The sequence below is a fragment of the Arthrobacter sp. PAMC25284 genome (genome assembly GCF_019443425.1).
GTDB lineage: Bacteria > Actinomycetota > Actinomycetes > Actinomycetales > Micrococcaceae > Arthrobacter > Arthrobacter oryzae_A.
The window spans coordinates 304,712-327,454 of record NZ_CP080382.1 but is presented as its reverse complement, the minus strand read 5'-3'; the positions used below and the strand labels follow the sequence as shown (position 1 = coordinate 327,454).

At 65.3% G+C, this 22,743-nt stretch carries 21 protein-coding genes and 2 pseudogenes; 8 read left to right on the top strand and 15 right to left on the bottom strand.

Annotated features, from left to right (window positions below; genetic code table 11):
• Positions 1-29: 29 nt before the first annotated feature.
• Positions 30-785 (bottom strand): YebC/PmpR family DNA-binding transcriptional regulator, encoded by a 756-nt coding sequence (locus tag KY499_RS01560; RefSeq protein ID WP_123256013.1) that lies wholly within the window; start codon positions 783-785, stop codon positions 30-32.
• Between the two features lie 3 nt (positions 786-788).
• Positions 789-1,490: a pyridoxal 5'-phosphate synthase glutaminase subunit PdxT gene (pdxT, locus tag KY499_RS01555; RefSeq protein WP_219886090.1), complete on the bottom strand. Its 702-nt coding sequence runs from the start codon at positions 1,488-1,490 to the stop codon at positions 789-791.
• A 92-nt stretch (positions 1,491-1,582) separates the two neighbouring features.
• Here pdxT and KY499_RS01550 point away from each other — a divergent pair, with 92 nt between their 5' ends.
• The 4 genes from KY499_RS01550 (at position 1,583) to KY499_RS01535 (ending at position 5,052) form a co-directional block, all read left to right on the top strand.
• On the top strand, positions 1,583-2,884 hold the full coding sequence (locus tag KY499_RS01550) for a Mur ligase family protein (protein ID WP_219886089.1): 1,302 nt from the start codon (positions 1,583-1,585) through the stop codon (positions 2,882-2,884).
• Entirely contained in the window at positions 2,881-3,669 is a 789-nt protein-coding gene (locus KY499_RS01545) for a type 1 glutamine amidotransferase (RefSeq protein ID WP_219886088.1), read from the top strand. The genes KY499_RS01550 and KY499_RS01545 overlap by 4 nt, the downstream gene beginning before the upstream one ends.
• Before the next feature lie 211 nt (positions 3,670-3,880).
• The gene (locus tag KY499_RS01540) at positions 3,881-4,219 is read left to right on the top strand and encodes a glycosyltransferase (RefSeq protein WP_219886087.1); all 339 of its coding nucleotides are present in this window, start codon (positions 3,881-3,883) and stop codon (positions 4,217-4,219) included.
• Positions 4,216-5,052 carry a class I SAM-dependent methyltransferase gene (locus KY499_RS01535; RefSeq protein ID WP_219886086.1) on the top strand — a complete coding sequence of 279 codons (837 nt, stop codon included), beginning with the start codon at positions 4,216-4,218 and terminating at the stop codon, positions 5,050-5,052. The genes KY499_RS01540 and KY499_RS01535 overlap by 4 nt, the downstream gene beginning before the upstream one ends.
• A gap of 148 nt (positions 5,053-5,200) precedes the next feature.
• On the opposite strand, the gene lepB is transcribed toward KY499_RS01535, so the two are convergent.
• From lepB to KY499_RS01510, 5 genes are all read right to left on the bottom strand, one after another.
• Positions 5,201-5,650, bottom strand: a complete 450-nt coding sequence (lepB, locus tag KY499_RS01530) for a signal peptidase I (RefSeq protein WP_219886085.1) — start codon at positions 5,648-5,650, stop codon at positions 5,201-5,203.
• A gap of 107 nt (positions 5,651-5,757) precedes the next feature.
• Complete coding sequence (locus KY499_RS01525) at positions 5,758-7,371, bottom strand: multicopper oxidase family protein (protein ID WP_219886084.1); 1,614 nt, start codon at positions 7,369-7,371, stop codon at positions 5,758-5,760.
• 108 nt (positions 7,372-7,479) lie between these two features.
• Positions 7,480-8,829: a sensor histidine kinase gene (locus tag KY499_RS01520; RefSeq protein ID WP_219886083.1), complete on the bottom strand. Its 1,350-nt coding sequence runs from the start codon at positions 8,827-8,829 to the stop codon at positions 7,480-7,482.
• Positions 8,813-10,357, bottom strand: a complete 1,545-nt coding sequence (locus tag KY499_RS01515; RefSeq protein ID WP_219886082.1) for a BTAD domain-containing putative transcriptional regulator — start codon at positions 10,355-10,357, stop codon at positions 8,813-8,815. Before KY499_RS01515 ends, KY499_RS01520 begins: the two co-directional genes overlap by 17 nt.
• Positions 10,358-10,480: 123 nt before the next feature.
• Complete coding sequence (locus KY499_RS01510) at positions 10,481-10,993, bottom strand: hypothetical protein (RefSeq protein WP_123256022.1); 513 nt, start codon at positions 10,991-10,993, stop codon at positions 10,481-10,483.
• 201 nt (positions 10,994-11,194) lie between these two features.
• Between KY499_RS01510 and KY499_RS01505 the strand changes: the two genes are divergently transcribed.
• The gene (locus tag KY499_RS01505; RefSeq protein WP_219886081.1) at positions 11,195-12,556 is read left to right on the top strand and encodes a hypothetical protein; all 1,362 of its coding nucleotides are present in this window, start codon (positions 11,195-11,197) and stop codon (positions 12,554-12,556) included.
• A complete protein-coding gene (locus KY499_RS01500) occupies positions 12,528-13,337 on the top strand; it encodes a PKD domain-containing protein (protein ID WP_219886886.1) in 810 nt (269 codons plus the stop codon). The genes KY499_RS01505 and KY499_RS01500 overlap by 29 nt, the downstream gene beginning before the upstream one ends.
• 196 nt (positions 13,338-13,533) lie before the next feature.
• On the opposite strand, the gene KY499_RS01495 is transcribed toward KY499_RS01500, so the two are convergent.
• The 4 genes from KY499_RS01495 to KY499_RS01480 form a co-directional block, all read right to left on the bottom strand.
• Complete coding sequence (locus KY499_RS01495; RefSeq protein ID WP_183164563.1) at positions 13,534-13,698, bottom strand: hypothetical protein; 165 nt, start codon at positions 13,696-13,698, stop codon at positions 13,534-13,536.
• 489 nt (positions 13,699-14,187) lie between these two features.
• On the bottom strand, positions 14,188-14,493 hold the full coding sequence (locus KY499_RS01490; RefSeq protein ID WP_123256082.1) for a putative quinol monooxygenase: 306 nt from the start codon (positions 14,491-14,493) through the stop codon (positions 14,188-14,190).
• 73 nt (positions 14,494-14,566) lie between these two features.
• Positions 14,567-14,707, bottom strand: coding sequence for a hypothetical protein (locus tag KY499_RS01485; protein WP_183164564.1), 141 nt, complete (start codon positions 14,705-14,707; stop codon positions 14,567-14,569).
• 11 nt (positions 14,708-14,718) lie between these two features.
• Positions 14,719-15,750 (bottom strand): CapA family protein, encoded by a 1,032-nt coding sequence (locus KY499_RS01480; RefSeq protein WP_375141130.1) that lies wholly within the window; start codon positions 15,748-15,750, stop codon positions 14,719-14,721.
• On the opposite strand from KY499_RS01480, the gene KY499_RS17985 reads away from it, so the two are divergent.
• Both KY499_RS17985 and KY499_RS01475 read left to right on the top strand, forming a co-directional pair.
• Complete coding sequence (locus tag KY499_RS17985) at positions 15,716-16,015, top strand: hypothetical protein (RefSeq protein WP_258190889.1); 300 nt, start codon at positions 15,716-15,718, stop codon at positions 16,013-16,015. The two genes, KY499_RS01480 and KY499_RS17985, sit on opposite strands and share 35 nt — an antisense overlap.
• Positions 16,016-16,055: 40 nt before the next feature.
• Positions 16,056-18,080 carry a M3 family metallopeptidase gene (locus tag KY499_RS01475; protein ID WP_219886079.1) on the top strand — a complete coding sequence of 675 codons (2,025 nt, stop codon included), beginning with the start codon at positions 16,056-16,058 and terminating at the stop codon, positions 18,078-18,080.
• A 93-nt stretch (positions 18,081-18,173) separates the two neighbouring features.
• Here the strand turns inward: KY499_RS01475 and pdxS are convergent, their stop codons facing one another.
• From pdxS to thrS, 4 genes and pseudogenes are all read right to left on the bottom strand, one after another.
• Entirely contained in the window at positions 18,174-19,100 is a 927-nt protein-coding gene (gene pdxS / locus KY499_RS01470; RefSeq protein ID WP_123256083.1) for a pyridoxal 5'-phosphate synthase lyase subunit PdxS, read from the bottom strand.
• Positions 19,101-19,333: 233 nt separating this feature from the next.
• Positions 19,334-19,973: pseudogene (pgsA, locus tag KY499_RS01465) on the bottom strand (phosphatidylinositol phosphate synthase).
• Positions 19,963-20,586, bottom strand: coding sequence for an HIT domain-containing protein (locus KY499_RS01460; RefSeq protein ID WP_123256027.1), 624 nt, complete (start codon positions 20,584-20,586; stop codon positions 19,963-19,965). The pseudogene pgsA and the gene KY499_RS01460 overlap by 11 nt, the downstream one beginning before the upstream one ends.
• A 20-nt stretch (positions 20,587-20,606) precedes the next feature.
• A pseudogene (thrS, locus tag KY499_RS01455) lies at positions 20,607-22,614 on the bottom strand (threonine--tRNA ligase).
• Between the last annotated feature and the right edge of the window lie 129 nt (positions 22,615-22,743).

Genomic DNA, 22,743 nt, shown 5'->3' with positions numbered 1-22,743 from the left:
GGCCTCACCGTCGTGGCGGAACTGCCGGGTCACTCGGCTTCCAGTGCGGCCTGCACGTCGTCGCTGATGTCGGCGTTGCTGTAGACGTTCTGGACGTCGTCAAGTTCTTCCAGGGCGTCCGCGAGTTTCATGAACTTTTTCGCGGCCTCAAGGTCGAGAGGGACCTGCATCGAGGGGACAAACTCGGCTTCGTCCGTGTCATAGTCGATGCCGGCTTCCTTGAGCGCTTCGCGGATGGCTTGCAGGTCGGTCGGCTCGGAATGGATCTCGAAGCTCTCTCCGTTGTCCTTGACTTCTTCGGCACCGGCGTCAAGGACGGCCATCAGGACGTCATCTTCGGTCAAGTCATTCTTGGGCAGCGAGACAACACCCTTGCGGCTGAAGAGGTAGCTGACCGAACCGGGATCGGCGATCGTGCCGCCGTTGCGCGAGATGGCCAGTCGCACTTCGGATGCGGCACGGTTCTTGTTGTCCGTGAGGCACTCGATCAGCAGGGCCGAACCCTGCGGTCCGCGGCACTCGTACATGATTTCGGTGTAGTCCACGACTTCACCGGTGAGGCCGGCACCGCGCTTGATCGCGCGGTCAATGTTGTCCGCGGGAACCGACGTCTTTTTGGCCTTGGTAACGGCCAGTTCCAGGCCGGGGTTGCCGGCAAGATCGGGGCCACCCATGCGGGCGGCAACTTCGATGTTCTTGATCAGTTTGGCGAACGACTTGGCCCGACGGCTGTCCAGGATAGCCTTCTTGTGCTTGGTCGTCGCCCATTTGGAGTGGCCTGACATGCTTTACGCTTCCCCTCTGATCATTCGGATAAATAGTTCATGCACGCGCTTCTCCCCCGTCACTTCCGGGTGGAAGGAGGTGGCCAAAAGCTTGCCGGAACGTACTGCAACAATTCTAGCCTTCCCCGCCAGTTGCTCGGGGTGACCTATCTTGGACGGTTCCACCTGCGCGAGGACCTCCACGCCGTCGCCCACCCGCTCCACCCATGGTCCGCGGATAAACACTGCGTGGACCGGCGGTATGCCGTCGTCCGTAGCGCTGAACTCCAGTCCCTTGAATTCCAGATCCGTCTCAAAGGACTCACGCTGCCGGCCGAAGGCATTGCGGCGCACCATGATGTCGAGCCCGCCGAACGTCTGCTGCGGTGCGCCGGAGAGGTCCGTCGCCGGGTCCGCGATTTCGTCCGCCAGCAGGATCATTCCAGCGCAGGATCCGTAGACGGGCAGGCCCGCCTGGATAAGTTCGCGCAGGGGCTCCCGAAGACCGAAGGTCCGGGACAGTTTGTCGATGGTGGTCGATTCGCCGCCAGGGATAATCAGTCCGTCCAGGCCTGCAAGCTCGGACGGACGGCGGATCCGGACGCCCGAGGCGCCCAAGGCCTCAACGGCGTGCAAGTGCTCCCGGAAGTCGCCCTGCAGCCCCAGGACGCCGATCCGTATGCCTGAACCCGCGCGGGAAGGAAGCGCAGAAGAAGGGGTGGTCATCCCCTCAGCATAATGCGCCCGCAGGCGCCGGGCCGCACGTGGAGCCGCCGGCCGTCGGGCTTCCATACCGCCGCTGGGATATATTACAGAGCATGCTTTACTTCAGCGTTCCGCTCGGCAAGCTCGTCCGCCGGGTCTCCCGGCTCAGGGGCGGAGGCTCAGCCCTTCCCGGTCTGGTGGTCGAAAAAATCGACCCCGGTTTCATGCGCCGGACTTTGTCCACCCTGCCCCTGGGCGTCGCTGTTGTCAGCGGCACCAACGGCAAAACAACAACCACAAAGATGGTGGTGGAGCTACTCGAGGGCCAGGGCCTGAAAGTCTTCACCAACCGCACAGGCAGCAATTTCACCCGGGGCGTGGCCGCGGCCCTGCTCGGTGAGGTGGACTGGCGCGGCCGGCTGACGGCCGACGTTGCCATCCTGGAACTGGACGAGGCGCACGCGGTGCACTTCGTCAACCAGGTGCCACCGCGCTACAGCCTGCTGCTCAACGTCCTCCGGGACCAGCTGGACCGCTTCGGCGAGATCGACAAAACGGCGCAGCTCCTCGAACACATTGCGGCCAAAACCACCGGAACCGTGGTGCTGAACCGCGAGGATCCGCGGGTGGCCCGGATCGCCGGCAAAATCAGCGGCCCCGAGGTGCTGTACTTCGGTCTCGACGACTCACTGCTCAGCACCTTCCCCAACGACGACGACATGCGAGCGGCTCCCGGCAGTCCGGTGCCGGCCGCCACCCGGCCTCCCGCCGACGTCGTGCTGCGCCGGGTCGGGGCGGACGACGCCGACTTTGAATACGACGGCGTTACGGTCACGACGGGCATGAAGCTTCGCGGGGTCTACAACATCTTCAATGCGGCCGCCGCACTCACCCTGGCCCGCGCGATCGCGGTGCTGGGCGCAGGTCCGGGACGACCGGCAGTGGCCGACAACGAGGGCCTGCTGAAGTCACTCTCCCAAGTGGCGCCGGCGTTTGGCCGCGGCGAGAGCCTCGTGGTGGACGGCCTTCCGCTGGATCTGGTGCTGGTGAAGAACCCAAGCGGCTTCCGGCTCGGCCTGAAGTCCTTCCCGGCCGCCGGCTACGCCACCATGATCGCCATCAACGACAACTACGCCGACGGACGGGACATGTCCTGGCTCTGGGACGTCGAATTCGACACGCTCCGGGAGGATGGCGTGGACCAGCTGACCGGTTCCCGCGGCTATGACATGGCGCTCCGGCTGCAGTACGACGACGTTGCCATCGGCGCGGTGGACACCGAGATCGCGCCCGCACTGGCCGCCTTCATCCGCGGCGCCAAGGACAAACCCAAGCGGATCTTCTGCACCTACACCGCCATGCTCGCCATCCGCCGCGAGCTGTCCAAAATCACCACAGTTGAGGTGGTCTCATGAGTCCCCAGCCCCCGCCCGACAGCCCTGCCGCGCACGAACTCCCGCCGGCAGAACCCGCCGCGGCCAGCAAGGGAACCATCCGGATCCTGCAGCTGTATCCACGGGACATGAACATTTACGGCGACTGGGGCAACGCGCTGGTCCTCGCCCAGCGGCTGCGCTGGCACGGCTACACCCCAGACCTGCTCGAATACGACGTCGGTGACGAGTTCCCCGCGGATGTTGACCTGATCGTTGGCGGCGGCGGACAGGACAGCGGACAACTGGTCATCCAGGACGATCTGCTCTCCCGCGCGTCAGCCCTGAAGCAACTGGCCGAGGACGGCACCCCAATGCTGGTGATCTGCGGGCTGTACCAGCTGTTCGGAAAGTTCTTCAAGACCCGGACGGGCTCCGTCATTCCGGGCATCGGCGTCCTCGACGTCGAGACGCACGGCACCGACGAGCGGCTGATCGGCAACGTTACTGTCTCCTCCGGCGAATTCGGCAGCATCCTGGGCTACGAGAACCACAGCGGCCAGACCAGTCTGGGACCCGGCGTCGAGCCCCTCGGGACAACCGCGAAGGGTACCGGCAACAACAGCAGCGACGGCCAGGAAGGTGCACGGTACAAGAACATCGTGGCCAGCTACCTGCATGGCTCATTGCTGCCAAAGAACCCGGCCCTCGCCGACTTCCTGATCCGGACAGCCGCCGAACGCAAGTTCGGAAGCTTCACCCCGGGAACGCCGGATGACCGCTTCGCGGCACTGGCCCGCGAGCACGCCGCCCGCCGGCCGCGCTAGGGAACGCCCGCCCTGCCCGGCCGCAGCGAGGTCGAGCTGGTTTTCGCCGTTCCGGGCGGACTCGGCACCCTGGCCGGGGCTATGTGTATGCCCGCCGGCTCCTCGCAGCCCTGCCGGAAGGGATCCTGCACGGACTGGACCGGACGGTCGTGGCTCTCGTGCAACCACCCGCTCGCCCGAGAAACGGGCCTCCCGGAGGGCCAGCGCGCATTTGGACCACACCGGGCGCGCCGCTCCCCGGACGAAATCACGGCGGTGCGGGACGCCATCAGCCGCGCCGGCCCCCACCGGCCGGATCAACTTCGCCGGCATGCTCGACGGCGACGCCCTGGACGCCGCCTATTGCTCCAGCGACCTCTTTGTGATGCCCTCTCTTTATGAAGGCTATGGCATGGCGTTGACCGGGGCGATGGCGCACGGGCTGCCGAGGGTATCCACCGGCGGCGCGGCGGCGCGGACGGTCCCGCACGGTACCGGGATCAAAGCGCCGTCCGCCGGCGCGGCGGCGCTCAGCGGCCTGTCGCCGGCCGGTGCGGAGCGGACGCGGTGAGCGGCTCCAGCCCGGAGTGGCTCGCCCTGCGCGAACCCGCCGATCAGCAGGCCCGGTCGGAGGTGCTGACGTGGCAGCTGAGCGAACATTTCGCCGGCCGGAATGAGGTCAGTGTAATTGACCTCGGCTGCGGGGCCGGATCCACTCTGCGCGGTACCGCGGGGTGGCTGCCGGACCGGCAGTCCTGGCTGCTGGTGGACTATGACCCGGAGTTGCTCGTTGCCGCCCGGCAACGGCTGACCGGGTGGGCCGATGAGAGCCGTGCAGACGGCCGGCGGCTGATCCTGCGCAAGGGCACCAAGGCCCTCGAGGTCGATTTCGCCCAAGCGGACCTGAAGGAGGAGATGGAGGCCCTGCTCGCGCAGGCACCTGACCTGGTTACCGCGTCCGCGCTCTTTGACCTGGTGTCAGAACCCTGGCTTGACACGTTCACCGCCGCGCTCACAGCCGCCCGGATCCCGTTGTACACGGTGCTCAGCTACGACGGCCAGCAGTCGTGGGCCCCGCCGCACCGGCTGGACGCGGCAGTTGTGGCCGCCTTTAACGACCACCAGCGCACGGATAAGGGCTTCGGCCCGGCAGCGGGCGCCCAGGCGGCCGAAAGCCTGGGACGCCGGCTCACGGACGCCGGTTTTAGGGTCAGCACGGCATCCTCTCCGTGGCTTCTGGGGGCCGGGGACCACGAATTGATGAGCGAACTGGCCGGCGGGATTGCGACGGCGGCCCAGGAAACCCACGCCGTATCTGCCGAGGAAGCGGAAGAGTGGCTGTCCGAACGGCAGCGCGCAGCCGGAGCGAGCATCGGCCACACCGACCTCCTGGCCATCCCGTAGCCGTCGTTTCTGAGCAGGTGGATAGGGCGGAGGCCTGCGCATGCAACCGGCGTCCGGGCTGCCTGCATCCTTTGCCTTGGCTTTCGAGTCGTGTGCTGCCCACTCGACCGGGCGCCGAACCGGGGGCAATCGGAACGAGCCGCATCCGCTACTGGTGGCCAGTCAGCACGCTGCCTTGGATCGCGGACAACGGCAAGGCACCGAAATCCCTGGAATCAATGGACACGGCGCGGTTATCCCCAAGAACGAAGACTCGACCCGGGGGCACTGTCTCGGGTCCGAAATAGGTAGCGTCAATACGGCTGTGGTCAACGAAGGGCTCACTGACGGCAACGTCATCGACGAACAGTTCCGAGTCCCGTATGGCGACCCGTTGTCCCTCGCCCGCGATGACGCGCTTGATCACTGTCCGGCCGTCGACGGGGCTCGTGAAGGCGACCACCATGCCATTGCGGATCAGGCCCATGGCCGCCGCCGGCTTGTACACGAACACGATGCTGCCCGACGGAATAGCCGGGGACATGCTGTCCGCGGCTACCGTAAAGGGCTCCACGAGCCAACTGCGGACGGCGAGCATTGCCAGGAAGGGGACAACCATGGCCGCAAGGAGCCAGGTCCCCCGGCCGCTGTCCGACCGGGCGTTGCCCGACCCGGGACGGACAACCAGGGACGTCCGCCGCCCATCACGGCGCGCGGACCCGCGGTTCATGCTGGGCCGTCGTCCCAAACAGCTTTGGCGGCCGTCATCGGGTCATCGCTGTCATAATCGTGCCCGGGGAGGCTCACCCGGAACTGGACCATCATGTCGTGATCTTCGTGGGGCAGATTGTGGCAGTGCATCATGTAGAGGCCCGCATGGGGCGTGAACTTCATGATGAGACGGACGGTCTCGCCTTCCCCGACGTACACCACGTCCTTGGGTCCGCGTTCGTACGGGAAGGGTTGTCTGCCGTTTCGGGTCAGGATCTGGAAATCGACGAGGTGGATGTGCAGGGGGTGGAACCAGCCGCCGGAGGAGTTTTCGACCTCCCAAATTTCCACCGAGTTGAGCGCGGGTTCGGCGACGACTTTTTTGTACCCACTGGCAATGACGTCCTGCCACGAGTCGTTATTGATGGTCCACATCCGTGTGGTGTCGTTCCGCCGCAGCCGGAATTTTCGTGTGGCCACCGATTGACCCGGCTGAAGTGCCATGGCCTCGTTGTTGGCGGCCAGGCTCGTCGGGATCCGGTCCCACGTCGGGTCCGAAGTATCGACCGGCTCGTCGGTCACGTCAAAGGCCATGATCTTGTTGGTAAAGCCGTAATCTACGTTGTTTTTGTTGGAAAGGTTTCGCAGTTCGATCCGCTGGCCCGTCTTGTACTTGCGGAAATCGATGAGAATCTCGTATCGTTCGGCTCCTCCCTGGCGCCAGCTGGCCACTGTTTGCGCCGTCGGGACCAAACCGCCGTCCGTGCCCACGACGACTACCGGGTCGCCCGTACTGAGCGTCGGTCGCAGCGAACGGGAGATGGAGCAATTCAGTATCCGGAAACGGTAGATACGTTTCTGCACCTTCATGACAGGCCACGGCTTCCCGTTGACCAGCATCACGTCCCCCCAGAGTCCCGAGTGGCTGTTGTCGTCGTAACCTAACGATCCGTCCTCGGCGAACATCGCATCGCTGACGGTCAGCGCGACATCGTACCGGCCCTGCGGGAGAAGCTCCCTCTCGGCCGGATCATGCAGGTGGTACTGCGCTGCCAATCCCGAATAGGCGTTCAGGGCCGTGAAGTGGACACCGTGGTCGTGGTACCAGAGTGTCCGGGCCGACTGGAAGTTCGGGAAATGGTAGTCCTTGTAGAACCCCGGGCTGGTGATGTCGCTGGCGTAGCCATCGTATTGCGGCAGCGAGGCGGACCCGTGCAGATGGGTGGACGTGGACAGGGCGTGGCCGTCCAGCGCGTGCTGGGACGGAAGCTGGTTTCGTACTCTCAGCACGGCCTTCGTTCCCTGATCCACGCTGATCGTGGGTCCCGGGAAAATGCCGTTGTACCCGAGAATCGGTGTCATCAGCCGTGGCAGGATACTGGCGGTCGCAGCCTTTTCCACCACGCTGTAGTAATTGACCGGGGCCCCATCGGAGGGGTCGGTCCCGGTCGCGTCGGGCTGAAGAAACGGTGCCCGGACGAAGTTGGTCTGGAATGGGCGCGGCATCTCGCGGTCGCTGATGCGGCTCGCGGACTTTGCCTCGACGGACCCGAGGGGCACCATGGCACCTCCCGCCCCGAGGACCCCTAATCCACCGATCAACAGAACCTGGCGGCGTGAAATGGACATGGCCGGTCTCCTTACTTATTCCGTATCCCGACTTTGCGCCATCCGTCTTGGAGATATCCTGCGTACTGTCTGTGGACCTTGGAAGAAACTTATGTCCAAGCAGGCGGCTCAACTGGACGCGGCAAAGCCGGGCAGCAGACGCGCCGTGACCGTCGTGCCAGCGCCGGGAGCGCTGCGGATTTCCAATGCTCCCCCGGCTTCCCGGACCGTGTCTTCGAGGATTCGCAGACCAAGGTGTCCGCCCGGTAAGGGCTGTGTCCTATCAAATCCTGCCCCGTTATCCGAAATGCTTATCTCGGGGCCCTGATGGTCTGTTCGCAGCGTGAGCACCACAGCGGTCGCCCCGGAGTGTTTGGCGCTGTTGGACAGTGCCTCCCGCGCCACCCGGTACAGCAAAGCGGATGATCCACGCTCCAGAGGGGCGTCTTCCGGGATGACAAGGCGGACTGCCAGCCCACGTTCCTGATGCGGCTCTGCGAGCCGTTCCAGGGATGTCTTTAGCCCCAGTTGGTCGAGGTCCGGCGGGTACAGCTCACTGGTCATGGCGCGCAGGGCGCGGACGCTGCCCTGGAGCATCGAACGCGCCCTGCGGAATACGGGGCGCTGGTCGACGGGGCCGTGAAGCTCTTCTGATTCAAGCGCGAATCCTAGCCCGGAGAGGTCTTGGATGACTTCGTCATGGAGGTCCCGTGCAATTTTGCGACGTTCCAGATCGGAGGCCTCGAGAGCGCGTTGAAGCAGTCGGTTTCGGACTGCCTGGTGGTACTGGATGCGCCGGGCCAGCCGGATGGCAGGGGGCAACTGTGCGAGTTGCAGGGCCGACAGCGCGAGCAGGAAGGGCGGAATCATGCTGTACAGGACCTCCTGCTGTTCGCCGCGCACCGGTCCGTCGTCGTAGTAGGCCTCAAAAATGAGCCTGGTACCGTCTGCCGCCACTGAGCTCACATAGACCTCGACCAGCTCACCTGATGCGGACTCGTACTCGTTTTCCAACTCTTGCTGCTGCTCCAGGGTGGCCGTGCCCGGCGCTCCAGCCAACAGGGCATGCCCCCATTCGGGTAAATCGAATCGCTGCCCGACCAGCGAGTGCACGTCCGAATACACCACACGGCCCTCCGCGTCCCAAACCTTGATACGCAGCACCGAGGTGTCCTCGCGCCACCGTTTTACGGCACGGTCCACCCCAGCCAATGCCGCACTGTCTCCGGCCAGCAGTGCTTTGCTGACGAGTGGTCCGATAGCCAAATCCGCAACCATCTGGGTGTGCAGGATCGCGTTGTCGAGGGCATGCCGTTCGGCCGCGCTCCGGATCCAGAACGCGACCGGTGTCGCCACTATCAGCAGGGCAATGAACCCCATGATGAGGAACTTTCCGACGGCGGTCCGGATTTGCAGCCGTTCGGCGGCCTCGGCGTCTCGTGAGAAAGATATGTCGTCCGTCTCAGACGGCCTGGACATCGAGTTCCACGCTCAGGATGCCCCGCAGCTCTGCCTCTGCCATGGCTTCGCGCGGCGAATGGGAACCCAGCTTGGAGAAAATTGTCCTGACGTATCCGCGGCACGTGTGGACGGAAATACCCAGGCTTTTAGCGACACTCCGCAGCTCTTGTCCATCTGCCATTAACCGCAGTACGTCCAGCTCGCGGGGACTCAGGAGCGGGTTTGGGGGGACGTGGGCGGTGCGTCCCTGGGGAATTCCAAGTTGGGCTACCAATGAAGGATGGACCACCATGTTTCCGGTGCGGGCGTGTCGGACAGTGTCCAGCATCGTGGCCAATGAGCCGTCCTTGGGCAGGAAACCACAGATCCCGATGCCGGCTGCCTGTCGCAGGACATCCTGGGACGGGTCCCCCGTCAACATGATGATCCGCGTGTCCGGTGCGTGCTCCAGGATACGGACGGAAGCCGTGAGTCCGTTCCCGTCGGGCAGGTGGTAGTCCATCACGACGACGTCGGGGGCCAGCTCTCGGCACAGGCGTATCGCGGTAGCTACGGAAAAGGCCGAGCCGACGCTTTGCAGGTCGGCCTCACGGTCCAGCGCGCCGGTCAGCAACTCGGTGAACGTCCGGTGGTCGTCGACGGTTAAGATCCGGATACCCGCCGTACCAGCCGCGGTGGCCGCTGGCGGGAACCCGGCCACCGTGGCCCGCGCGGGAGCCGGCAGCACGGGGTCGCCGGTCTGCCGCAGCAAGCTGGCGTGGGCGGCGCGGAGGGCTTCACCCGGACTGCACCCCATTTCCCGGTCCAGGGTGCGCCGGCACTGTTCGAATGCCCTGAGTCCTTCCAACGGTTGTCCAGATTCGTCCAACCCCCGGACCAGGGCCGCCCAGGCGCGTTCATTGAGCGGATCCCCTGACAAGATTTCCCGGGCCCAGGCAACTGCCCGGTCCGGTTCCTTGAGGGCCAGAGCCAAATCGGCGGCGTCCGTCCTGGCGCGGCTGACCCGTAGTTCATGGTTGGCCCGCTCGTTCTCCGCCCACGAGGCCTTCAGCTCATCCCCCAGCAATGGAGCGGCTGCCATGTCCAGGGCTTCCTGTAAGAGCTCCAGTGCCGCCCGCGGCACGCAGTGCGTAGCTTGTTGAAGCAGCGCATTGAAGCGGGCCAGGTCCAGATCCACCAGATCCGGATCGATCATGTAGCCGCCTGTGACTGTCCTGAGGGGCCCCGACTTTCCCAGGCCGGGCTGCAGGTGGCGCCGTAGGACGCTGACGTAGCTTTCCAGGGTGGGAAGCGCCTCCATAGGCGGCTGTCCCTCCCACAGAGTTTCCACCAACCGCTCCTTGGACAGCGGATTACCGAAATTCATCAGAAGGATTTCAAGGATCTGCCGAGGTTTTGGCCCGCCAAGTTCAGAGCCACCGAGGGTGGAGTCACCACGCCGGATCCGGAGCGAACCCAGGATGGTCACGTAAAGCATCTCCGGTGACGGCATCTCTTGGTCTGTGACTGCCCCGCGGGCAGCCGCTTGCATAGGATCAACGGACATCTGAGTGGCCTTCAATTCTGACGGAAACCGTTGCTCTCAAGTTTTTTCCATGTGGCATCAGGCGGCACGAGTAGCGGGTACCTGTTTCCGTCACATCGGTCTCGAGGCGACGCTCCGCAGTCTTTAACCCCGGGTCCTGTGATGTCCCACACCCAAGGACAGCCCCGGCCCGCCCGTCACCTCGAGGGTCAGCTCGACGGCGCGGTCGGGAAGTTCGAACATGAGCTCGGCGTTGATGCGTTCACCTTGGGCCGCGAGGGACGGAGCGGGAGAGAACCACACCGGTGTCCACCTCCCCGTACCGAGACCGGACACAGAGTAATCGTCCGGGTGATAGGAAAGACCGCCCTTGTCCAGCGCAGTCAGCTCCAGCAGTATGCGAACGCGGTGGAGTCCAGGTCCTGGCGGGTTGGGGAAGCGGCTCGCGACACCGTCCGGACCGCCTACCCCGTTGTCGAAGGGCAAGATGCCGTTGACGCGCGCCAGACCGCCGTTGACAGTGGCTGAAGCGCCCAAGGGAACGGGAGGCTTTCGCGGAGGAGCCGTCAAAACGGCGGCCATCAAGCCCGCCAGGAGAATAAGCAGGATGGCCGGCACAACGATCTTCGTCCGCTTATACGCTGCTGGCTGGGGCATGAGGCCAAGTTTCCCGTCGATGCCCTAGGAAATCCTTCGAAAATGATTCCGGCCTCCCCGCAGGCGTCGGCCGATTCCACGCCGACGACAGGATATTTACAAGACCCTGCCAATACCGTGACGGTCGTAAGTGCGCCGGCAGAGTCACCCGGTTGTTCCGGCCAGGCGCGGCGGCAGAGAAAACTCAGGATGGACATTGCCATGAAAAGGGTACTTGCGTTCTTGTTCACGTTCGTCACAGTGGTCGCCTTTGCCGGCGTCGCCTGGGCTGAGGTCATTCCGCCGGGGGCCAGCGGGCCCGGACTTGCCGAGGTGGGCCCGGTCAACACCACTGACGGATATCCGGTCTGGTACCGGGATAAAAACGGACTCCGGCTGCAGAGCTGCGTTGCCCAGGCCGATCCGCTCTGCCCGGCCCGCGGAGCGCTTCCCGATGAGACCTCACCAGTGTCGTTTCCCACGAATTATCCGGATGAGGGCTTTTACTCCCTCACCACCGGGAACCTGGACACGGCGGGCGGCGGGCGGGCCCTCGCCGCGCTCGCGCTGGAACAGGCGTTCGGCGCCGGACCGGTCTCCAATGGGGACCAAGTGACCTTCGCCCGGGTTCGACTGAGAATCACGAACGCGCGGGACGGCGCGGATTACAAGTTCACGACGCCCGCAGGCACGAAGACTGTCCAGACGTCCAAGCCCGGCATCGTCTTCGACACCGAAGACATCGGAATAGGCGGCAAGGGAGACTTCTCGGGAGCGTTGGGCGGGCCAATCGGGCCGTTCCTGACATGGGATACATTTCCTGGCGACCCTGCGCTCAGGCCCGACGCGAGCGGAAAAAACACGTATGTCGGAGATGGCACCACCCCGCACAGGATCAAGGGCAGTCCGTACGGCACCAATATTTTCCGCATCGAGGGCCCCGGGATCAATCCGAACCCCGGAGCCGACGCGTGCCCCTCCGTCCCCGGCCCACCAGCGGACTGCGTGGAGACAGACCTTTTTACCGTCCAGGGCAAACTTGCGACCAACAGCGGCGTGACCGCGGAGCGGGCAACGTACTCCAGGACGTCCACCAGCTCAGGAAACGTGGACGTGTTCGCTTCGTCCGATTCCGGGTCACAGTCGATCCAGGCTGCCGATGCATCCGCCGGCAACGGGTCGTTCAGCCCAACGTCACTCGTGGGACAAGACGGCCGGTACTTTGCGCGGATCGCGTTCGAGGGATCCGAGCCGCCGTCGGTGGTCACCATCACAAACTCCAGCGACGTCCCGGCAACCTCCAAACAGATGCAGGTTGCGGACCGGGTCAGCGGCAAAGCAAGCTATGACACCGACAGCAATGTGTTGTCGATCGATGCAGTATCCAGCGACGCCGCAGGCTCCCGCACACTGACAGCGGTTGGATTCGGCCAGCTCGTGTCCGGTTCCTTGAAATCCGATACGCAGGTTCCGCCGGTATCGGTCACGGTCAGGTCAGATGCCAAGGGAGAGGTGGTCCTGCCCGTAGAAGTCACCGGCCAGGGCCCGCGCTCCAATTGCGGTTGTCGCTCAAGCCGGCGCTGACCAAAGCGTCTACGAAGGCCAGCAAATTACGCTCGACGGATCCGCGTCCAGCGGCCCGATCTCCACTTACTCCTGGAGTGGCCCGTCCGGAGTGGTACTCAGCGATCCAAACTCGGTCCGGCCGACTTTCACGGCACCGGACCCCGGCGAGTACGTCTTTACGCTGACCGTCAACGGCCCCGGCGGCCCCAGCTCAGCAACCATCACTGTGACCGTCAGCAGCCCGGCCTCGGCTGTAGCCAACGCCGGGCCAAACCAGCAGGGTGTGACGCGGGGCGAGAAGGTCACCCTGGACGGAACCGGCTCGGCCGGCGCTGCCACGTATGCGTGGACCCAGGTTGTTGCCCCGGGTGACCCCCAGGCACCCCTGACCGGTGCCAACACCCCACGGCCCAGCTTCACGTACCCGCTCTACACGTATCCTGCCGCTTCCGGCGCGCTCACGTTCAAGCTGGCTGTGACTAGCACTGACGGCTCCGTAAGCGGGGCCACAGTCACCGTCACCCCCAAAGCAGACGAGGTAGCCATCACCACTGCCCGTTACTCCGTCAGCAAGCGGGAGTGGCGGGTGGACGGGACCAGTTCCGTTCCAGCGGGCCAGAAGGTGACCATACATCTGGGCGGCCTCGACGGTCCTGCTCTTGGGGCAACCACGGTGGACGCTACGGGCGGCTTCTCCATTCGGGGATCATCCGCGCTTGTGGGTCGGGCTGGCCAGACTGTGAGCGTGGAATCGGTTCTGGGCGGCACCGCCGCGGGGTTTGCCGTCCGTGTCCAGTAACCATCCCGGTCGGGGGCCCGGTCCAGCGGCCATCGAGCCGCCCCGGGCCCCCACAGGTCCGCTGCGATCCGGTGGACCCGTGGAGGCCGGCCCAGCCACCCAGGGTAACTACGGCGACGGCTGTCAGCGCCCTGTCAACGCCTTTGGCGGGACCAAAACTGATGTTTCCCCGGCGCCGTGCGACCAGCCGATTCCGTCAGCCCCCGGGAACAGTCCGAATCTTGCCCTGCGGCTGCAAGTGCTCGGAATCATCAGTGGCATCCTGGGCGGTACCCGACCCGAGCTGGAAGGGATCCGGGAAGGCCTGCGCCGCCATGTCGTCGAGCACCCTGGGGATCCGGAGACTGCTCTGCTGCACCATCTGCTGGACCGCGGGAACTTTGCAGCCACCCGGCGAGAGATGGACGTCGGACCAGCCAAAAGACCACCCGCCGTCAGGACAGCACCTTCGCCGTGGCTTCTAGGGCCGGAGACCAGCAATTGAGCGGCGAACCGGCAGGCGGAATTGCGACGGCGGTGCAGGAAGGCAGACTGTGCCACCCCGCCGAAACAGAAGGGTGGCTGTCCGAACGGCAGCGCCGCCGGAGCGGGCATCGGCCACGCCGACCTTCTGGCCGTCCCGTAGCGTCAGCGGCCGGGTGGGAGCGGATCTGGACGGAGCCGCAGCGCAACCCAGAGGCCGCAGCGCCGGCAGATAAACGCCGGGCGCTGTTCGAGGGCATGCAGCTTTCGGCGCGGCATAGTACGGCCACAGCAGGAACACACACAGCGGCGCCCGGATTCCGCGGGGACTTTTTCTTCTTTCACTCGCCGGACCGCCTGCGCCGAACGGCAGTGCTGCCCCGGAGCATCACGGGTCCCGGAGAGGGGACCCGATCACAGAGAACTGTTTCCCCTCCATCTGGCCGGACAGGAAGGGCATCGCCTCAGCGATGGCGGCCCGTACGGACTCCAGCTGCAGCGATGATCCGTGGGCCTCGGCCGACGTCCATAGCTCGGCGACGAACACAGTATCCGGGTGCTCATCGCTCACGCCTACTTCGTAGAGCAGGCATCCTGCTTCCTCGAGCTGACGGTTCGGACGTGTCAAAATATCGACCACCTTCCCGCGCTGTCCGGGCCTGACGCCGAGCGTTCCCACGTTTGCGAAAGTCATGCGACGAGTATAGGCCGGCAGGGTGTGATCGGCCGAGGCGTCCCCGGCTTCAGACCGTTGCGTCCGCTTCCTGTCACTCAAACGTGCGGAACGGCGCATCCACCGGCGTTTGCGCCAGATGGTTGGTGTAGTTCGACATCACCTTCTGCGAGTCGCCCAGGACATCCTCGAGGACCTGGCGCTGGGTGACGCCGACATCCGGGAAAGACTGCACCGTGCCCGGCTTTAGGGCTCCCGGCTGATCAGCAGCTCATGCGCGCCGGCCCCCGCAGCACCCATCGACTCCACTGCAGCCCTGGTGCGCTGGCGGGTGGCAGCATCGGCAGCCGCCCCGGCACACGGTCCCTGCGGTGCGTCGGCTGCGACGGAACACCACCGGTACGGGTTCCGGACCATCACCGACGGCGCCCAGGCGAGGTCGCCGGCCGTCCAGTTACCGGCGTCGTCCTGCCTGAACTGGACCCTGACCAGCAGGCCTTCGTTGTTGACGGTGTACCAGGGCGAGAGCTCGGTGATCCCATTGCCGAGCCCATAGACGATCCAGGTTCCGTTGTAGCTTTCGATCGGCAGCACCGAGTGGCTGTGGTGGCCGTAGACCAGGCTGAATTCACCGCTGTCCGCCAAAGCCCGGGCGACGTCCTGCTGCTGCGCGTTGGGAGCGCTGGAATATTCGTCGCCGGCGTGCATCGCACCCAGGACGATGTCCGCCCCCAGCGCGCGGGCTGTCCTGGCCTTGGCGATCATGGCGGGAGCGTCGAGCAGGTCCACCTGCCAGCCCGCCTCGGGGCGGAGCCCGTTCAGTCCGTAAGTGGCGCTGACGAGGGCGATCCTGGCGGCGTCGGTGTCCAGAATCAGGACGCCCTGAGCCTCGGCCTCGGTGCGGTAAGAGCCCGTGTGCTTCATCCCGGCGGCATCGAGGGCATCCAACGTCCGCACCAGCCCGGCGGTCCCCTGGTCGATGGTGTGGTTGCTCGCCGTCGTGCAGGCCTGATAACCCAGGTCCCGGGCGGCGGGGATGATCTGGGGCGGGACGTTGAACGACGGGTAGGCAGAAAACGGTCCGCCGGGCCCGGCCACCGGCGTCTCCAAATGGCAGATCGCCAGGTCGCTCCCGGCTACGTACCGCCGCTGGCCCTCCAGCAACGGCACAAAGTCCATCCCCTGGGCGCCGGTGGCCGCCGCGTCCTCGCGGGCCTGCTGCCAGAGCTGAGCATGGACCAGCATGTCGCCAGTCACCAGCACCGAGGTACAGCGCACGGCAGCACACCCAGGCCCCTTCCCCGGCGTGGGCGTAGGCGTAGGCGTGGGCGGCGGGGCCGGGACCGGGCTGATGACGGGAGCCGTCGGAGCGGCCGCGGGCGTACTGCCGGCAGGTTCCTGCCCGGGAAGCAGACCGCAGCCCGAGCCGGACACCACCAGTACCGACGCGGCGCAGCCCGCCGCCGCGCGTGCCCTGAGCTTCCTGGACCCCAACCGCATGACCGTCATCCTAGGACGGATGACACGGGATTTCATGGGGTGATGCCGTTGAGATGCAGCACCAGTCATGAAACAGTTGTTTCATGACTAACCCGCTCCTGACTCCCAGCACCCTGCCCTATGGGCTGCCGCCGTTCGCGGACATTGCGGACGACCACTATGGCGAAGCCATCGAAGCGGGCCTGGCCGCGCACCTCGCCGAAATCCAGCAAATCGTGGACAACCCGGAACCGGCGTCTTTCGAGAACACCGCCGTCGCCATGGAAGAATCCGGCCGGCTGCTGGAACGGGCTGCCGCATCGTTCTTCACCCTGGTCTCGGCAGATGCCTCGGACGCGATCCGGGAGCTGGAAACCCGGCTGTCCCCGCTGTTCTCGGCGCATCAGGACGCCATCTACCTCAACCGCGCCCTCTTTGACCGGTTCGCGGCCCTGGATTCCCACGCCCTCGATCCGGAGGCGGGCCGGCTCGTGGAGGAATACCTCAAACAGTTCCGGGCCTCCGGTATCCAGCTCGACGACACCGGGCAGGACCGGCTTAAAGCGCTCAATACGGAACTGTCCCGGCTCGGCACCGCATTCGGACAGCGGGTGAAGGAAGGGATGAAGTCCGCCGCCGTATTGCTGGACGACGCCGCCGAGCTGGCAGGACTGCCCGCGGACGATGTCGCCAGTGCAGCGGAGGCCGCCCGCACCGCCGGGCACGACGGAAAATTCCTGCTCACCCTGATCCTGCCCAGCAGCCAGCCCGCCCTGGCGTCATTGGAGAACCGGGACATCCGCCGGCGTCTGTTCGAGGCGTCGGTCAGCCGCGGCAGCGCAGGCGGCGGCCTCGACGTCCTCGACGTAGTCAAGGACCTGGTCCGGCTCCGGGCCGAGAAGGCAGGCCTGCTGGGGTTCGGGAACTTCGCGGAACTGACCGTGGACCGCCAGACGGCGCCCGACTTCGCCGCTGTGCAGGCGATGCTCAACCGGCTCGCCCCGGCCGCCGTCCGGAACGCCGACGCCGAGGCCACCGCGCTGGCGGAGGTGGCCGGCCACCCCCTGGAAGCCTGGGACTGGGCCTTCTACTCGGCCAGGGTCAAGCGCGGACGTTATGCGGTCGATGAGCAGGCCCTGCGCCCCTACTTCGAGCTGAACCGGGTCCTCACGGACGGTGTGTTCCACGCCGCCGGCGCCCTGTACGGCGTCACGTTCCACGAGCGCACCGACCTCTCCGGCTACCATCCGGACGTCCGCGTCTGGGAGGTCAAAGACCAGGACGGCGCCGGGCTCGGCCTGTTCCTGGGCGACTATTACACCCGCGAATCGAAGCGCGGCGGCGCCTGGATGAACTCGCTCGTGGAGCAGTCCCGGCTCCTGGACGCCCGGCCCGTCGTGATCAACAACCTCAACATCTCCAAACCACCGGCCGGGGAACACACCCTGCTGACCCTGGACGAGCTCCGCACCGTCTTCCACGAGTTTGGCCACGCACTCCACGGCCTTTTCTCCTCGGTGACCTACCCGCGCTTTTCCGGCACCTCTGTGCCGCGTGACTTCGTGGAGTATCCCTCGCAGGTCAACGAGATGTGGATCCTGTGGCCGGAGGTGCTCGCCAACTACGCCAGGCACCATGCCACCGGCGAGCCGCTCCCGCAGGACGTTGTGGACCGGCTGGAAGCAGCCCGGCTCTGGGGTGAAGGATTCGGCACCACCGAATACCTGGGCGCGGCCCTGCTGGACCTTGCATGGCATGTCCTCGGCCCCGATCAGGTCCCCGGCGACGCGCTCGAGTTTGAGGCGAAGTCGCTGGCCGCGGCCGGGGTGGCGCACCCCCTCATTCCGCCCCGTTACCGCACGGGCTACTTCCAGCACATCTTCGCCGGCGACGGCTACTCCGCAGGCTACTACTCCTACATCTGGAGCGAGGTCCTGGACGCCGACACGGTGGAATGGTTCAAGGACAACGGCGGCCTGAACCGCGCCAACGGCGACTTCTTCCGGGCGGAACTGCTGTCCAGGGGCAATAGCCGCGATCCGCTTGAATCCTTCCGCGCCTTCCGCGGCCGTGACGCCGAACTTGAACCGCTGCTCAAGCGCCGCGGCCTCGATCAGGCCGGAAGCTGACCAACCCGGGAATTAACGCAAGACGACGCCGGCCGGTCACCCGAAAAGGTGGCCTGCCGGCGTCGTGCTTTTTTCAGTGCTGCTAAGGCAGGGTCACCAGCCGCGCTCGGCGAGGCGGTGCGGTGCCGGGAGGTCGGCGACGTTGATGCCGACCATGGCTTCGCCCAGGCCGCGGGAAACCTTGGCGATGACGTCGGCGTCGTCGAAGAAGGTGGTGGCCTTGACCACGGCTTCGGCGCGCTGGGCCGGGTTGCCGGACTTGAAGATCCCCGAACCGACGAACACACCGTCAGCGCCGAGCTGCATCATCATGGCAGCGTCAGCCGGCGTGGCAATGCCGCCGGCGGTAAACAGGACCACGGGAAGCTTGCCGGTCGCGGCGATTTCCTTGACCAGTTCGTACGGTGCCTGGAGTTCCTTGGCAGCGACGTAGAGTTCGTCCTCGGGCAGGGCCGCGAGCTTGAGGATCTCGGCCCGGATCTTGCGCATGTGTCCCGTGGCGTTGGAGACATCCCCGGTGCCGGCCTCGCCCTTGGAACGGATCATCGCCGCGCCCTCGTTGATCCGGCGCAGCGCCTCACCAAGGTTGGTGGCGCCGCAGACGAACGGGACCTTGAAGTTCCACTTGTCGATGTGGTGCTCGTAGTCGGCCGGGGTCAGAACCTCGGACTCGTCAATGTAGTCCACGCCGAGGGACTCAAGGACCTGGGCCTCGACGAAGTGGCCGATCCGGGCCTTCGCCATGACCGGGATGGAAACGGCGTCGATGATCGCATCGATCATGTCCGGGTCCGACATGCGGGAGACGCCGCCCTGGGCGCGGATGTCGGCCGGAACACGCTCCAGCGCCATCACGGCCACGGCACCGGCATCTTCGGCGATGCGGGCCTGTTCGACGTTGACAACGTCCATGATGACGCCGCCCTTGAGCATCTCCGCCATGCCGCGCTTGACGCGGCTGCTGCCCGTTACGTTCTTGGCGGACACGCCGGCTTCGCTGCTTACATCAGGTGTAGACACAAAAACCCCTATGGGTAGATAGATGACCTCGCCGGAGGCGCTGACGGCACATGAAATGCCGCGATGCACACACCGGATTACCGGATCCGTTGGCCGGTAATCCTAATACTAGCCCCCGGCTACGGCGCGGCAGAATTCCGGTTACAGTCGTGGAATTCCACTGGCTGACCCGGATTCTTCGCGACCCGACACCGCCCGCCGGACACCCGGCATACCCCGGCGCGCGGTGACATTTACGCCGCCTGCTCGGAGGCGGTGCCGCCGAATTCATCCAGCGACTGGCGCCGGACCGCGATGATCCGCTGAATCACGGTCACCAGGCTGGCGGCCGCGAGGAGGCACAACGTCGAAAACAGCACCACGGTAGGCAGGCCCAGGCCGGTGAAGCCGGTGACGACCAGCACCGACACGAGCCGCTCGGGCCCGCTCGGCGATGCCCACATTGGCGTGGAAGCCCAGCGCCTCGGCCTTCGCCCGCGCGTAGGAGACCACCATGCCCAGGACCAGGCACACCATGGCGGCGACTGCGATCGGCGTGTCCGCTCCTCCCGTGAAAAACCAGATGGAGACGCCGGCGAAGAGCGCACCGTCGGCCACCCGGTCAAGGGTCGAGTCCAGGAAGTTTCCCCAGCGGCCGCCGCGCTCCTGCATCCTGGCCATGATGCCGTCGATGACATCGGAGAAGATAAAGGCCGTGATGAACAAAGTTCCCCACCACAGCTGGCCCAGCGGGTAAAACACGAGGGCACCGATCACCACGCCCAGTGTGCCGACAACAGTGACCGCGTCCGGGGAAACCCCGATCTTGAGCAGCCAGCGTGCAAGCGGAGAGAACAGGGCGGTGAAAAAGCCCCGCGCGTGCCTATTCAGCATGCGTCTCCCCGGGTCCGGACTGCTCCCGTGCCTGTTGCGGCCAGGCATCCGCAACCTGCTGCCGGACCTCGCCCAGGGTCTGCGTGATGGCTTTGGTCTGGGCAATGATGGGGAAGAAATTACCGTCCCCGCCCCAGCGCGGAACGACGTGCTGATGCAGGTGGCCGGCGATCCCCGCGCCCCCGGTGACGCCCTGGTTCATGCCCAGGTTGAAACCGGTAGGGTTGGCGACCTTGCGCAGCACGCGCATGGCAGTCTGGGTCAGCTCGCCGAATTCCGCGGTTTCCTCCACCGTCAGGTCCGTGTAGTCCGGAACGTGACGGTACGGGCACACCAACAGATGGCCGGGGTTGTACGGGAACAGGTTGAGCACCACGTAAACGGACCGTCCCCGGTACACGATGAGCGAATCGTCGTCGCTTCGCGCCGGCGCAACACAGAACGGGCAGTCGTTCTCGTTCTTGAACTGGTGCTGGCCGCCCTTGATGTACGCCATCCGGTGCGGAGTCCACAGCCGCTGGAAAGCGTCCGGGACCCCGGCCAGGCCAAAGTCGTCGGTCACGGCGTCGTCGCCCGGCCCGGCCGGCCCGGCGCTTTCTGATTGCTCCTGCACGTCGCTCCCTTGCCTGTCCGCTAGCTGGTCCGGTCGCGGACAGCGTCCACAATCCGCCGGACTGCCTCGGCCACGGGCACACCGTTGTCCTGGCTGCCGTCGCGGAAACGGAATGACACGGCACCGGCCTCGGCGTCGTCTCCCCCGGCAATCAGCACAAACGGGATCTTGTCCTTACTGGCTGTGCGGATCTTCTTCGGGAAGCGATCCGAGGAAATGTCCACCTCGGCGCGGATGCCGGCGGCCTTGAGCTGACCAACGACGTCGAACATGTAGTCGTTGAAGGCCTCCGCCACCGGGATCCCGACCACCTGCACAGGCGCCAGCCAGGCCGGGAAGGCCCCGGCGTAGTGCTCGGTCAGCACACCCATAAAACGTTCAATCGAACCGAACAGGGCACGGTGGATCATCACGGGCCGCTGGCGGGTGCCGTCAGCGGCCTGGAATTCGAGCTCGAAGCGTTCCGGCAGGTTGAAGTCCAGCTGGATGGTGGACATCTGCCAGGTCCGGCCCAGGGCGTCCTTGGCCTGGACAGAGATCTTGGGGCCGTAAAACGCGGCGCCGCCCGGATCTGCAACCAGCTCCAGGGCCTGAGGCCTCCGCCACCTCGGCGAGGGTACGGGTGGCCTCTTCCCAGGCCTCATCCTCGCCCACGAACTTGTCCTCGTTCTTGGTGGAGAGTTCGAGGTAGAAGTCATCCAGGCCGTAGTCCTTGAGCAGCCCAAGCACGAAGTTGAGGGTCTTGGTGAGCTCATCCTTCATCTGCTCGCGGGTGCAGTAGATGTGGGCGTCGTCCTGGGTCATGCCACGCACCCGGGTGAGCCCGTGCACTACCCCGGACTTCTCGTAGCGGTAGACGGACCCGAATTCGAAGAGCCGCAACGGCAGTTCGCGGTAGGACCGGCCGCGGGAACGGAAGATCAGGTTGTGCATGGGGCAGTTCATCGGCTTGAGGTAGTAATCCTGGCCGGGTTTGCGCACGGTGCCGTCAGCGTTGAGTTCGGCGTCGATGTGCATGGCCGGGAACATGCCGTCCTTGTACCAGTCCAGGTGCCCGGAGACCTCGTAAAGGTGGCCCTTGGTGATATGCGGGGTGTAAACGAACTCGTAGCCGGCGTCCACGTGGCGCTGGCGGGAGTAGTCCTCCATCTCCTTGCGGATGATGCCGCCCTTGGGATGGAAGACCGGCAGGCCAGAACCCAGCTCGTCGGGGAAGGAAAAGAGGTCCAGCTCCACCCCGAGTTTGCGGTGGTCGCGGCGCTCGGCCTCGGCGATCCGCTCCTGGTAGGCCTTGAGGGCGTCCTTGGTGGGCCAGGCGGTGCCGTAAATGCGCTGCAGCTGCTGGTTGTTCTGGTTGCCCAGCCAGTAGGCGGCGGAGGTGCGGGTCAGGGCAAACGCGTTGGAGATCATTTTGGTATTGGGCAGGTGCGGGCCGCGGCACAGGTCGCACCAGACGGAGTCGCCGCTCTTGCGATCGACATTGTCGTAAATGGTGATGTCTCCGGCGCCGACCTCAACGTTGACTCCCTCAGCGGTGTCGGCGTCGTTCTTTTTGCCCAGCAGCTCCAGCTTGTAAGGCTCATTGGCCATGGCCTCGCGGGCCTCAGCCTCGTTGACCACGCGGCGGACGAACTTCTGATTCTGATTGACGATCTTGAGCATCATCTTTTCCAGCGTCTTCAGGTCCTCCGGGGTGAAGGGCTCAGCGACGTCGAAGTCGAAGTAGAAGCCGTCGGTGATGTAAGGGCCGATGCCGAGCTTGGCGTCCGGGCGCAACTGCTGCACGGCCTGGGCCATCACATGTGCTGTGGAGTGGCGCAGGACGTTGAGTCCGTCCGGGGAGTCGATGGTGACGCCTTCGACCGTGGCGTTCTCGGGCAGCGGCTGATCGAGGTCCTTCAGCTCGCCGTTAATGAGGGCCACCACAACGTCACGGCGCTCAAAAAAGAGTTCCGCGCCGGTGGTCCCGGTAGTCACCTTGGTCTCTTCGCCATCGACGAGAACGGTGATCTTCTGGGCATCTGACACGGGTGTCTCCTATTCAAAGTTAAGGCTTCGTAGCTTGTGGCGTACGGGGACCACAGCCAGCCCCGTCCATGTTATCGGTTTACGGATACGCCACCCAACGCGCCACGGACACGCCCGGAAGGGTCATTC

What these genes read in the sequence shown, in the direction of transcription:
- pdxT (WP_219886090.1), bottom strand. Translation starts at nt 1,490, where the DNA reads ATGACCACCCCTTCTTCTGCGCTTCCTTCCCGCGCGGGTTCAGGCATA.
- KY499_RS01475 (WP_219886079.1), top strand. Translation starts at nt 16,056, where the DNA reads ATGACTAACCCGCTCCTGACTCCCAGCACCCTGCCCTATGGGCTGCCG.
- KY499_RS01505 (WP_219886081.1), top strand. Translation starts at nt 11,195, where the DNA reads ATGAAAAGGGTACTTGCGTTCTTGTTCACGTTCGTCACAGTGGTCGCC.
- KY499_RS17985 (WP_258190889.1), top strand. Translation starts at nt 15,716, where the DNA reads ATGTCGCCAGTCACCAGCACCGAGGTACAGCGCACGGCAGCACACCCA.
- KY499_RS01560 (WP_123256013.1), bottom strand. Translation starts at nt 785, where the DNA reads ATGTCAGGCCACTCCAAATGGGCGACGACCAAGCACAAGAAGGCTATC.
- KY499_RS01490 (WP_123256082.1), bottom strand. Translation starts at nt 14,493, where the DNA reads ATGACTTTCGCAAACGTGGGAACGCTCGGCGTCAGGCCCGGACAGCGC.
- KY499_RS01525 (WP_219886084.1), bottom strand. Translation starts at nt 7,371, where the DNA reads ATGTCCATTTCACGCCGCCAGGTTCTGTTGATCGGTGGATTAGGGGTC.
- KY499_RS01520 (WP_219886083.1), bottom strand. Translation starts at nt 8,829, where the DNA reads ATGTCCAGGCCGTCTGAGACGGACGACATATCTTTCTCACGAGACGCC.
- KY499_RS01545 (WP_219886088.1), top strand. Translation starts at nt 2,881, where the DNA reads ATGAGTCCCCAGCCCCCGCCCGACAGCCCTGCCGCGCACGAACTCCCG.
- KY499_RS01495 (WP_183164563.1), bottom strand. Translation starts at nt 13,698, where the DNA reads ATGGTGCAGCAGAGCAGTCTCCGGATCCCCAGGGTGCTCGACGACATG.
- KY499_RS01515 (WP_219886082.1), bottom strand. Translation starts at nt 10,357, where the DNA reads ATGTCCGTTGATCCTATGCAAGCGGCTGCCCGCGGGGCAGTCACAGAC.
- KY499_RS01550 (WP_219886089.1), top strand. Translation starts at nt 1,583, where the DNA reads ATGCTTTACTTCAGCGTTCCGCTCGGCAAGCTCGTCCGCCGGGTCTCC.
- KY499_RS01510 (WP_123256022.1), bottom strand. Translation starts at nt 10,993, where the DNA reads ATGCCCCAGCCAGCAGCGTATAAGCGGACGAAGATCGTTGTGCCGGCC.
- lepB (WP_219886085.1), bottom strand. Translation starts at nt 5,650, where the DNA reads ATGGTTGTCCCCTTCCTGGCAATGCTCGCCGTCCGCAGTTGGCTCGTG.